The sequence below is a fragment of the Salinibacterium sp. ZJ450 genome (assembly GCF_011751885.2).
Taxonomy (GTDB): domain Bacteria; phylum Actinomycetota; class Actinomycetes; order Actinomycetales; family Microbacteriaceae; genus Ruicaihuangia.
The window spans coordinates 597,467-608,875 of sequence record NZ_CP061771.1; the positions used below are offsets into that span (position 1 = coordinate 597,467).

The window sequence follows — 11,409 nt, forward strand, 5'->3', positions numbered from 1 at the left end:
TTGATCCCGGGATAGCCCCAAGCGACGAGCATTCGCCGCAGCTATGCCTTGGGAGGAATAATGCTCGTCCTCCTCACGGTGTTCAGCCTCGGGGCGACGCTGCTGCCCGCGCTGGCCCGGCGATTCGGCACCCGCGTCTTCTACTTCGCGGCGCCTATTCCGCTCGCGGCATTCATCTACACCGTGGCCATGGCCCCGCGGGTGCTCAGCGGCGAAACGGTCACGGAGTTCGTGCGTTGGATCCCGCAGCTGGGACTCGCGCTGTCGTTCCGGCTCGACACGCTGGCCTGGGCGATGTCGCTCGTCGTCACCGGGGTGGGCGTGCTCGTGCTGCTCTACTGCGTGCGCTACTTCGACGACGACGAAGACGGCCTCGGCCGGTTCGCCGGCGTGTTCCTGGCCTTCGCCGGCGCGATGTACGGCCTGGTGGTCGCCGACGACGTCTACCTGCTCTTCGTCTTCTGGGAAGCCACCACGGTCTTCTCCTACCTGCTGATCGGTCACTACACCCGCAGAACCGCCAGCCGCGGCGCTGCACTCAAGGCGTTGCTGGTGACCACGTTCGGCGGGCTGACCATGCTCGTCGGGCTGGTGCTGCTCTCGGTCGAGGTCGGCTCCGCGCAGCTGTCGGTCATCATCGCCGCAGCCCCAGAGGGTGCGCTCACCACCACGGCGGTGATGCTGATCCTGGTCGGAGCGCTGTCCAAGTCGGCGATCGTCCCGTTCCACTTCTGGCTGCCCTCCGCGATGGCGGCACCGACCCCGGTGAGCGCATACCTGCACGCGGCCGCGATGGTGAAGGCCGGCATCTACCTGGTCGCGCGCCTCGCCCCGGGATTCGCCGACACGCCCGGCTGGCAGGAAGTGATCATCGCCGCCGGCGTTGTCACCATGCTGGTCGGCGGCTACCGCGCGCTGCGGCAATTCGACCTGAAACTGCTACTCGCCTACGGAACGGTGAGCCAACTCGGCTTCCTGCTCGTCGTGGTGGGCTACGGCACTCGAGACAGCGCACTCGCCGGACTCACCCTGCTGCTCGCGCACGCGCTGTACAAGGCCACCCTCTTCCTGGTGGTCGGCATCATCGACCATCACGCCGGAACACGCGACCTGCGCAAGCTGTCCGGACTCGGCGCCAGGGCGCCCGCCCTGGTCGGCATCGCGGCACTCGCCCTCGCCTCCATGGTGGGGCTGCCGCCGTTCCTCGGCTTCGTCGCCAAGGAGGCCGTGTTCACCTCCTTCATCAGCGACGCCAGCGCCGGTTCCGCGCTGGGCTGGGCCGCGCTCATCGGTACCGCGGTCGGGTCCGTGCTCACGGTGGCGTATAGCCTGCGGTTCTTCTGGGGCGCTTTCTCCCGGAAACCGGATGTCGACGACGTGCGCGCCGCCCGGCAGAGCACCGAGTTCCTGGCGTCACCGGCGCTGCTGGCGGTCGCCGGGTTGGCGCTCGGACTGATGCCGGCGCTCGTGGACGGCTGGCTCAGCGGGTACAGCTCGCAATTCGAGGCCGCGGGGGATCCGTACCACCTGGCCCTGTGGCACGGGCTCGAGCCGGCGCTGGCGATCTCGGCGGTGACCCTACTGCTCGGCGCGCTGCTGTTCGTCGGCAGGGACCGGGTGCAGCGCGCCCAGGCCAGCATGCCGGACATGCTGAGCGCATCCGAGGGCTACTGGCTGATGCTCCGCGCCATCGACCGGGCAGCGGCCCGGATCACCTCGCTCACCCAACGCGGCTCGTTGCCGTTCTACCTCAGCGTCATCCTGCTCGTCTTCGTGGTCGCCGTCGGCACCGCCCTGGTGCGCAACAACAGCTGGCCAGAGAACTGGCTGCTATTCGACCACCCGGTGCAACTGGCCGTTGCCGTGATCGCCGCGATCGCCGCGATCGCGGCCACCCGCGCTCAGAAACGGTTCCAGGCGGTGGTGCTGGTCGGCGTGACCGGCTACGGCATGGCCGCGCTGTTCGCGCTGCAGGGGGCCCCCGACCTGGCACTCACCCAGATCCTGGTCGAGACGATCACCCTGATCGCGTTCGTGCTGGTGCTGCGCCGGTTGCCCGCCCGGCTCGGCGAACGGCACGCGTCGGTGCGCCGCGGACTGCGCGCCGCGCTCGGCATCGCCGTGGGTCTGGTGATGGGGGCGGTGGCGCTGGTGAGCCTCGGCGCCCGCACCGCCACACCCATCTCCGCGGACATGCCGCGAATGGCATACGAAGGCGGCCACGGCGTGAACACGGTCAACGTGATGCTCGTCGACCTCCGCGGCTGGGACACCATGGGCGAGCTGTCCGTGATCATCGTCGCCGCCACCGGCGTCGCCAGCCTGATCTTCATCGCCAGCCGCACCGACAACCTGCCCAGGGTGTCCCGCCGGGACGCCCGCTTGCAGGTGCGCGAGAGGCTCCGGCGAGTGGCTGACCCCGCAGACACCGCGCACGACCGCGCCCCCTGGCTGCTGGCCGGGCGCAGGCTTGCCCCGCGCAACCGCTCCATCCTGCTCGAAGTGGTGGTGCGTCTGCTCTTCCACCCGATCATGATCGTCTCGCTTTACCTGCTGTTCGCGGGGCACAACGCCGTCGGCGGCGGATTCGCCGGCGGGCTGGTGGCCGGCATCGCGCTGGTGGCGCGCTACCTGGCCGGCGGCCGGTACGAGCTCGGCGCTGCCGCCCCGCTCGACGCCGGAAAGCTGCTCGGCGCCGGTCTCAGCCTCGCGGTGGGCACGGCGCTGGTGCCGCTGTTCTTCGGCGCTGACGCGCTCACCTCCACCTGGTTCGAATGGGATCTCGGCGTTGTCGGGCAGATCGAGTTCGTCACCTCCACGATCTTCGACGTCGGCGTGTATCTCGTGGTGATCGGACTGATCCTCGACGTGCTGAGAAGCCTCGGCGCCGAGATCGACCGTCAGGAAGAAGAGCTACAGGGGGCGACGACATGACCATCTCGCTCGTGATGATCGGCCTGATGGTCGTGCTGTACGCCTGCGGCATCTATCTGATGCTCGAACGCAGCATGACTCGGGTGCTGCTCGGATTCCTGCTGGTCGGCAATGCCACCAATCTGCTGATCCTGAGCATGTCCGGCGGCTTCGGCGCGGCGCCCATCCTGGTCGACGGCGTGGAATCGGAGGACGTGTCCGACCCGCTGCCGCAGGCGCTGATCCTCACCGCGATCGTCATCACCTTCGGCGTCTCCGCCTTCCTGATGGCCCTCATCTACCGGTCGTGGCGGCTCGCCAACGAAGACGTGGTCTACGACGATGCCGACGACCTCGCGATGCGCCGGCGCTCGATCATCAGCGAGGACGAACCAGAGGAGGAAACCGTCAGCGACACCGAGTTCGGCGAAGAGGCGGAAGCGGCCGTCACCGCGATCTCCGACAGCGCCGACGGGCCTGCGGACTCGCCGCAGACAGACGGGAGGGACTCGTGAACGCGCTCGTTCCCCTCGTGGTGCTGGTACCGCTGATCGGTGCCGCGGCCACCCTGATTCTCGGCCGGAGCCCGCGCATCCAGCAACTGGTCACGATCGGCGCGCTCACCACGGTGCTCGGCATCAGTGTGGCGCTGCTCGTCATCGTCGACGCCGGCGGCCCGCTCACCATGGTGGTCGGCGGCTGGGACGCCCCGTTCGGCATTGTGCTGGTGGTGGACCGCCTGTCGGCGCTGCTGTTGCTGGTGTCGTCCATCGTGCTGCTGGCGGTGCTGCTGTTCTCAGTCGGCCAGGGCCTCGCCGACGGCGACAACGAAACCCCGGTGTCGATCTACAACCCGACATACCTGATCCTCGCCACCGGTGTCTTCAACGCGTTCATCGCCGGCGACCTGTTCAACCTGTACGTCGGATTCGAGATCCTGCTGGTCTCCAGCTACGTGCTGATCACCATGGGCGGTACCGAGCCGCGGATCCGAGCCGGCACCACATACATCGTGGTCAGCCTGGTTTCCTCCATCCTGTTCCTCGCCTCGATCGCGATGATCTACGGCGCCATCGGCACGGTCAACATCGCCCAGATCTCGGTGCGGATGGACGAGATCCCGGCCGACGTGCGGCTGATCCTGCACCTGATGCTGCTGATCGCGTTCGGCATCAAGGCGGCGGTGTTCCCGCTGTCGTTCTGGCTGCCCGACTCCTACCCGACCGCGCCAGCCCCGGTCACCGCGGTCTTCGCCGGGTTGCTCACCAAGGTGGGCGTGTACGCCATCATCCGCACCGAGACCATCATGTTCCCGCTGCCGGAGCTGAACACTGTGCTGATGGTGGTGGCGCTGCTCACCATGGTCATCGGCATTCTCGGCGCGGTCGCGCAGGCCGACATCAAACGACTGCTTTCGTTCACCCTGATCAGCCACATCGGCTACATGATCCTCGGCGTCGGACTCGGCACCGTGGCGGGCCTGAGCGCGGTGATCTACTACATCGTGCACCACATCGTGGTGCAGACCACGTTGTTCCTGGCCACCGGCCTGATCGAGCGGCAGGGCGGAACCACGTCGATCAACCGGCTGGGCGGGCTGCTGAAGGCGGCCCCGGTGATCGCCGTGCTGTTCTTCATCCCCGCGCTCAACCTCGGCGGCATCCCGCCGTTCTCCGGCTTCATCGGCAAACTGGGGCTGTTCGAGGCGAGCGCCCAGGTGGCAACGCCCATGGCGTACGTGCTGATCGGCGCCGGTGCACTGGTGTCACTGCTCACCCTGTATGCGCTCGCCCGCGTCTGGAACATGGCATTCTGGCGCTCCGCCGACGAGGTGAAGGACTACGACTCCACGCTGCTGACCGAGCTCACCGAGGCGCCGAACGGTGCCGTGATGACCGACAAGCGCACCGTGCCCCGGCTGATGACCGCGGCCACGGCGGGCATGGTGCTGGTGAGCCTTGCCCTCACCGTGTTCGCCGGGCCGCTGTACGGCGTCGCCTCCCGCGCCGGGGAGAACCTGAACGGCCCAGACCGGTATGTCGAGGCCGTCCTTCCCGAGGAGGCGCGATGACGAAGGCATCCGGCGCCGCCCCCGGTTCGTCCCTGCAGAAGGCCGCCAGCTCGGGAGCCTTGCATCAGGCGCCGCTGCTCGCGGTGCTCGTGGTGCTGTGGATGCTGCTCTGGGGCGAGCTGTCCATCCTCAACCTGGTGATCGGCATCGCGTTCGCGTTCGCCGTGACCCGGGTCTACTACCTGCCGCCGGTGGAACTCTCCGGCCGGTTCAACGTGTTCTGGTTCTCCGTGTTCATCGGCCGCTTCCTCGGCTCGGTCGCGGTGGCCTCATTCTCTGTCGCGTTCCTCGCGGTGGATGTGCGCAGCAAGCCGACGTCCGCGATCGTCGGAGTGCAGTTGCGCACCAGGTCAGACCTGATCACCACCCTCGTCTCGATCGTGATCTCACTGATTCCCGGATCGCTCGTCGTGGAGACCGACCGGTCACGCTCGATCGTGTACCTGCACGTGCTCAACACCCGATCGATGGCCGACGTGAAGGCGATGCGCAGGCAGGTGCTGAGCATCGAGGCGAGCATCGTGAAGGCACTCGGCTCCGTTGACGACATCCGGAGGACCAGATGACGGATGTCGTGTTCCTCGCGATCGCGGGCCTGTTCACGGTCGCGGCGCTGCTTGCCGTGGTCAGGATCGTGCGCGGCCCGTCCATCATCGACCGCATGGTCGCCTCCGACAACCTGCTTACCACGCTGATGCTCATCATCGGCGCCGAGATGGTCTACAACGGGCACACCACCACCATCCCGATCATGCTGGTGCTCGCGGCCACCGCGATCTTCGGCTCCATCGCCGTCGCCCGCTACGTCTCCAAGCAGGACCGCGCCGACCGGAACGGGACCACATGACGCTCGACAACTGGATCGACACGGCCGCGCTGACCTGCCTGGTGCTGGCCGGCCTGCTGTCGGTGGCGGCCGGCATCGGCCTGCTGCGGTTTCCGGATGCGCTAAGCCGGATGCACGCCGCCACCAAGCCGCAGATCCTCGGCCTGATGTTCGTGATCGCCGCAATCGCGCTCGCCGACCGGCACTGGTCCACGGTGCTCGCGCTGCTGCCCGTACTGATCTTCCAAATGTTCACCGCCCCGATCTCGGCACACATGATGGGCCGCGCCGGCTACCGCACCGGCAACTTCGACGAGGAATACATCCTCACCGACGACCTGGAAGCGGCGGTCAACCGGGCAACCCGCGAACAGGACCGCCGCGACCGCTGAGCGCGTCACGACGGCCCGACCGGGCGTCATAGACTCATAACATGCCTGAGCCAGACTTGAAACCACGCTCCCGCGTCGTCACCGACGGGATCGAAGCCACCACCTCACGCGGGATGCTCCGCGCCGTCGGAATGGGCGACGCGGACTGGGAGAAGCCACAGATCGGCATCGCCAGCTCGTGGAACGAGATCACCCCGTGCAACCTGTCACTGGACAGGCTCGCCCAGGCCTCCAACGAGGGTGTGCACTCCGGCGGGGGATACCCGCTGCAGTTCGGCACCATCTCCGTCAGCGACGGCATCAGCATGGGCCACGAGGGCATGCACTTCTCCCTGGTCAGCCGTGAGGTGATCGCCGACTCGGTTGAGACCGTGATGATGGCCGAGCGCCTCGACGGCTCGGTGCTGCTCGCCGGCTGCGACAAGTCGCTGCCGGGCATGCTGATGGCAGCGGCCAGGCTCGACCTGGCATCCGTGTTCCTGTACGCCGGCTCGATCGCCCCCGGCTGGGTCAAGCTCAGCGACGGCACCGAGAAGGACGTCACGATCATCGACTCGTTCGAAGCCGTCGGCGCCTGCAAAGCCGGCACGATGAGCCTCGAAGACCTCAAGCGCATCGAGTGCGCGATCGCCCCGGGTGAAGGCGCCTGCGGCGGCATGTACACCGCGAACACCATGGCCAGCGTCGCCGAAGCACTCGGCATGAGCCTGCCCGGTTCCGCATCGCCGCCCGCGGCCGACCGCCGCCGCGACTACTTCGCGCACCGCTCAGGCGAGGCCGTGGTCAACATGCTGCGCCTGGGCATCACCGCCCGCGACATCCTGACCAAGAAGGCGTTCGAGAACGCCATCGCGGTGGCCATGGCATTCGGCGGGTCAACCAACGTGATCCTGCACCTGCTCGCCATCGCGCACGAGGCCGAGGTCGAGCTCACCCTGGATGACTTCAACCGCATCGGCGACAAGGTGCCGCACCTCGGCGACCTGAAGCCGTTCGGCAAGTACGTGATGAACGACGTCGACCGTCACGGCGGCGTGCCCGTGATCATGAAGGCGCTGCTCGACGCCGGCCTGCTGCACGGTGACGCGCTTACCGTGACCGGCAAGACCGTGGCCGAGAACCTCGCCGAGCTGAACCCCGACCCGCTCGACGGTGAGGTCATCCGCACCCTCGACAACCCGATCCACGCCACCGGCGGGCTCACCGTGCTGCAGGGCACGTTCGCCCCCGACGGCGCCGTGGTGAAGACCGCCGGGTTCGACGCCGACGTGTTCGAAGGTCCCGCCCGCGTGTTCGAGCGGGAACGTGCCGCGATGGACGCGCTCACCGAGGGTCTCATCAACAAGGGTGACGTGATCGTCATCCGGTACGAGGGCCCCAAGGGTGGACCGGGCATGCGCGAGATGCTGGCGATCACCGCCGCCATCAAGGGCGCAGGCCTCGGAAAAGATGTACTACTCTTGACGGACGGTCGATTCTCAGGCGGCACAACCGGACTGTGTATCGGCCACATAGCTCCCGAAGCGGTGGACGCAGGTCCAATCGCCTTCGTGCGCGATGGTGATCTGATACGGGTCGATATCGCAGCTCGCACCCTTGACCTACTGGTCGAGCCTGCTGAGCTGGAAGCTCGCCGAGAAGGCTGGGCTCCACTTCCCCCTCGCTACACCCGTGGCGTTCTCGCCAAGTACTCGAAGCTCGTGCACTCCGCTGCGGTGGGCGCGGTCACCGGGTAGCTTGCCCCGCCAGACCAACCATTAGAAGGACTCCTATCTCCATGTCCGCGGAACCCACACCAGTTCCCACTGCGACGGTTCGCCCGCCAACCGGTCCGGAAATCCTGACCGGTTCCGGCGCCGTCCTGCGATCCCTCGAGAAGCTCGGCATCACCGACGTCTTCGGCCTGCCGGGCGGGGCGATCATGCCGTTCTACGACGAGCTGATGTCGTCCACCACCATCCGCCACATCCTGGTGCGCCACGAGCAGGGTGCCGGCCATGCCGCGGAAGGCTATGCGTCCTCCTCCGGCCGGGTCGGTGTCGCGATCGCGACATCCGGACCCGGCGCCACCAACCTGGTCACCGCCATCGCCGACGCCCACATGGACTCGGTGCCGCTGCTGGCGATCACCGGTCAGGTGTTCTCGACGGTGATGGGCACCGACGCGTTCCAGGAGGTCGACATCGTGGGAATCACGATGCCGATCACCAAGCACTCGTTCCTGGTGACGAAGCCCGAGGACATCCCGGCGACGCTGGCCGCCGCGTACCAGATCGCCACCACCGGCCGTCCAGGACCGGTGCTGGTGGACATCACCAAGGACGCGCAGCAGAACAAGGCGCCATTTATCTGGCCGCCCAAGGTTGACCTGCCCGGCTACCGCCCCGTCACCAAGGCGCACGGCAAGCAGATCCAGGCCGCGGCGCAGATGCTGGCCGAGGCCAGCCAGCCGGTGTTCTATGTCGGCGGCGGCGTCATCCGCTCCGGCGCGTCCGCGGAACTGCTGACCCTCGCGGAAACCACCGGTGTGCCTGTGGTCACGACGCTGATGGCGCGCGGCGCTTTCCCCGACTCGCACGAGCAGCACCTCGGCATGCCCGGCATGCACGGCGCCGTTCCCGCGGTGCTCGGGCTGCAGGAAAGCGACCTGATCATCTCGCTCGGCGCGCGTTTCGACGACCGCGTCACCGGCAAGGTGAGCGAGTTCGCCCCGAACGCCAAGATCGTGCACGTCGACATCGACCCGGCCGAGATCTCGAAGATCCGCAACGCCGACGTGCCGATCGTGGGCGACGCCAAAGACGTCATCATCGACCTCACCGCGGCGTTCCTCGAGCAGATCAAGACGATCACGCCCGACTACCGCGAGTGGTGGAACCGCCTGAACCTGCTGCGCACGCAGTACCCGCTCGGCTACACCCCGACCGACGACGGCCTGCTCGCTCCACAGGCGGTCATCGAACGCATCGGGCAGCTCAGCGGACCTGAAGCGGTGTACGCCGCCGGCGTCGGCCAGCACCAGATGTGGGCGGCGCAGTTCATCAAGTACGAGCGTCCGAACGCCTGGCTGAACTCCGGTGGCGCCGGAACCATGGGCTACGGTGTTCCGGCAGCGATGGGCGCCAAGGTCGCCAACCCCGACCGAGTGGTCTGGGCGATCGACGGCGACGGATGCTTCCAGATGACCAATCAGGAACTCGCGACCTGCACCATCAACAAGATCCCGATCAAGGTCGCGATCATCAACAACTCCTCGCTCGGCATGGTGCGCCAGTGGCAGACCCTGTTCTACGACGGACGCCACTCGTTCACCGACCTGAACACCGGCGCGGAAACGGCGATGATCCCCGACTTCGTCAAGATGGCCGACGCCTACGGTGCGCTCGGCATCCGGGTGACCAAGCCGGAAGAGGTGGATGCTGCGATCAAACTCGCGCTGGAAACCAACGACCGCCCAGTCGTGATCGACTTCATCGTGTCGCGCGACGCCATGGTGTGGCCGATGGTTCCGCAGGGCGTCGGCAACTCGTCGGTCCAGTACGCCCGTGAACACGCCCCCGAGTGGGACGAGGAGTAAAGATGTCGCACGTTCTCTCCCTGCTCGTCGAAGACAAGCCGGGTCTGCTGACCCGCGTCGCCGGCCTGTTCGCCCGGCGCGGCTTCAACATCGAGTCGCTCGCCGTCGGCAAGAGCGAAATCGCCGGACTGTCGCGCATCACTGTCGTGGTGGATGTCGAGGAGCTTCCGCTCGAGCAGGTCACCAAGCAGCTGAACAAGCTGGTCAACGTGATCAAGATCGTCGAACTCGACCCGTCGCAGTCGGTGCAGCGCGAGCACCTACTGGTGAAGATCAAGGTCGACAACGTCACCCGCTCGCAGGTGCTCGAAGCGGTCACCCTGTTCCGCGCCCGCGTGGTCGATGTCGCTACCGACGCACTCGTGGTCGAGGTCACCGGCGACAGCGGCAAGGTGCAGGCCTTCCTGCGCGTCGTCGAGCCATTCGGCATCCGGGAACTGGCCCAGTCCGGCCTGCTCGCCATCGGCCGTGGCTCGAAAAGCATCACCGAACGCCTTTTCAAGAACTAGCTAGTCAATAACAACAAGGAGAACCAACTAGTGACCGAAATCTTCTACGACAAAGACGCCGACCTGTCGATCATCCAGGGCAAGAAGGTCGCCGTGATCGGCTACGGCTCACAAGGCCACGCACACGCGATGAACCTGCGCGACTCGGGCGTCGAGGTCGTCGTCGGGCTGAAGCCCGGATCGAAGTCGATCGCCAAGGCTGAGGAAGCCGGCTTCACGGTTCTGCCGAACGCCGAGGCGGCCGCCTGGGCCGACGTCATCGTGATCCTCGCGCCCGACCAGTACCAGCGCTTTATCTTCAACGACGACGTCGCCCCGAACCTCACCGCCGGCAAGGCGCTGATGTTCGCCCACGGGTTCAACATCCGCTTCGGCTACATCACCGCACCCGAGGGCGTCGACGTGTTCATGGTCGCCCCGAAGGGCCCCGGCCACACCGTGCGCCGCGAGTACGAGGCCGGCCGTGGTGTGCCGGTGATCGCCGCCGTCGAGACCGACGCCAGCGGATCGGCCTGGGACCTGGCCTGGTCGTACGCCAAGGCCATCGGCGGACTGCGTGCCGGCGGCATCCAGACCACCTTCACCGAAGAGACCGAGACCGACCTGTTCGGTGAGCAGGCTGTGCTCTGCGGCGGAACCTCGCAGCTGGTGCAGTACGGCTTCGAGGTGCTCACCGAGGCCGGCTACCAGCCGCAGATCGCCTACTTCGAGGTGCTGCACGAGCTGAAGCTCATCGTCGACCTGATGTGGGAGGGCGGCATCGCCAAGCAGCGTTGGAGCGTCTCCGACACCGCGGAGTACGGCGACTACGTCTCGGGCCCGCGCGTCATCGACCCGCACGTCAAGGAGAACATGAAGGCCGTTCTCGCCGACATCCAGTCCGGTGCGTTCGCGAAGCGGTTCATCGAGGACCAGGATGCCGGAGGACCGGAGTTCAAGGAACTGCGCGCCAAGGGCGAGCAGCACCCGATCGAGGCCACCGGCCGCGAACTGCGTGCCCTGTTCGCGTGGAAGCAGACCGACGCCGACTACACCGACGGCAGCGCTGCGCGCTAGGTAGCCACCCGCCGAGAGGGGAGCGTCGCGAGCGAAGCGAGTGACGCGTCTCGACAGCAGGCATC

10 protein-coding genes are annotated in these 11,409 nt (G+C 67.0%); all 10 read left to right on the forward strand.

What is annotated here, in order from left to right; translation table 11 throughout:
• Window positions 1-60: 60 nt before the first annotated feature.
• The 10 genes from HCT51_RS02875 to ilvC are packed head-to-tail and all read left to right on the forward strand — an operon-like array spanning window position 61 to window position 11,344.
• Window positions 61-2,934 carry a Na+/H+ antiporter subunit A gene (locus tag HCT51_RS02875; protein WP_166870165.1) on the forward strand — a complete coding sequence of 958 codons (2,874 nt, stop codon included), beginning with the start codon at window positions 61-63 and terminating at the stop codon, window positions 2,932-2,934.
• Entirely contained in the window at window positions 2,931-3,428 is a 498-nt protein-coding gene (locus HCT51_RS02880; RefSeq protein WP_166870167.1) for a Na(+)/H(+) antiporter subunit C, read from the forward strand. Before HCT51_RS02875 ends, HCT51_RS02880 begins: the two co-directional genes overlap by 4 nt.
• Window positions 3,425-4,984, forward strand: a complete 1,560-nt coding sequence (locus HCT51_RS02885; RefSeq protein ID WP_166870169.1) for a Na+/H+ antiporter subunit D — start codon at window positions 3,425-3,427, stop codon at window positions 4,982-4,984. Before HCT51_RS02880 ends, HCT51_RS02885 begins: the two co-directional genes overlap by 4 nt.
• Window positions 4,981-5,550 (forward strand): Na+/H+ antiporter subunit E, encoded by a 570-nt coding sequence (locus HCT51_RS02890; protein WP_166870171.1) that lies wholly within the window; start codon window positions 4,981-4,983, stop codon window positions 5,548-5,550. Before HCT51_RS02885 ends, HCT51_RS02890 begins: the two co-directional genes overlap by 4 nt.
• Window positions 5,547-5,831: an MrpF/PhaF family protein gene (locus HCT51_RS02895; protein WP_166870173.1), complete on the forward strand. Its 285-nt coding sequence runs from the start codon at window positions 5,547-5,549 to the stop codon at window positions 5,829-5,831. The genes HCT51_RS02890 and HCT51_RS02895 overlap by 4 nt, the downstream gene beginning before the upstream one ends.
• Complete coding sequence (gene mnhG, locus HCT51_RS02900) at window positions 5,828-6,202, forward strand: monovalent cation/H(+) antiporter subunit G (protein ID WP_166870175.1); 375 nt, start codon at window positions 5,828-5,830, stop codon at window positions 6,200-6,202. The genes HCT51_RS02895 and mnhG overlap by 4 nt, the downstream gene beginning before the upstream one ends.
• A 41-nt stretch (window positions 6,203-6,243) precedes the next feature.
• Window positions 6,244-7,938 (forward strand): dihydroxy-acid dehydratase, encoded by a 1,695-nt coding sequence (ilvD, locus tag HCT51_RS02905; RefSeq protein ID WP_166870178.1) that lies wholly within the window; start codon window positions 6,244-6,246, stop codon window positions 7,936-7,938.
• A gap of 41 nt (window positions 7,939-7,979) precedes the next feature.
• The gene (locus HCT51_RS02910) at window positions 7,980-9,779 is read left to right on the forward strand and encodes an acetolactate synthase large subunit (protein WP_166870188.1); all 1,800 of its coding nucleotides are present in this window, start codon (window positions 7,980-7,982) and stop codon (window positions 9,777-9,779) included.
• Window positions 9,780-9,781: 2 nt separating this feature from the next.
• Entirely contained in the window at window positions 9,782-10,288 is a 507-nt protein-coding gene (gene ilvN, locus HCT51_RS02915; protein WP_166870198.1) for an acetolactate synthase small subunit, read from the forward strand.
• Between the two features lie 30 nt (window positions 10,289-10,318).
• Window positions 10,319-11,344: a ketol-acid reductoisomerase gene (gene ilvC / locus HCT51_RS02920; protein WP_166870200.1), complete on the forward strand. Its 1,026-nt coding sequence runs from the start codon at window positions 10,319-10,321 to the stop codon at window positions 11,342-11,344.
• Window positions 11,345-11,409 lie beyond the last annotated feature (65 nt).

What these genes read in the sequence shown, in the direction of transcription:
- HCT51_RS02880 (WP_166870167.1), top strand. Translation starts at nt 2,931, where the DNA reads ATGACCATCTCGCTCGTGATGATCGGCCTGATGGTCGTGCTGTACGCC.
- ilvD (WP_166870178.1), top strand. Translation starts at nt 6,244, where the DNA reads ATGCCTGAGCCAGACTTGAAACCACGCTCCCGCGTCGTCACCGACGGG.
- HCT51_RS02910 (WP_166870188.1), top strand. Translation starts at nt 7,980, where the DNA reads ATGTCCGCGGAACCCACACCAGTTCCCACTGCGACGGTTCGCCCGCCA.
- HCT51_RS02890 (WP_166870171.1), top strand. Translation starts at nt 4,981, where the DNA reads ATGACGAAGGCATCCGGCGCCGCCCCCGGTTCGTCCCTGCAGAAGGCC.
- ilvN (WP_166870198.1), top strand. Translation starts at nt 9,782, where the DNA reads ATGTCGCACGTTCTCTCCCTGCTCGTCGAAGACAAGCCGGGTCTGCTG.
- HCT51_RS02875 (WP_166870165.1), top strand. Translation starts at nt 61, where the DNA reads ATGCTCGTCCTCCTCACGGTGTTCAGCCTCGGGGCGACGCTGCTGCCC.
- mnhG (WP_166870175.1), top strand. Translation starts at nt 5,828, where the DNA reads ATGACGCTCGACAACTGGATCGACACGGCCGCGCTGACCTGCCTGGTG.
- HCT51_RS02895 (WP_166870173.1), top strand. Translation starts at nt 5,547, where the DNA reads ATGACGGATGTCGTGTTCCTCGCGATCGCGGGCCTGTTCACGGTCGCG.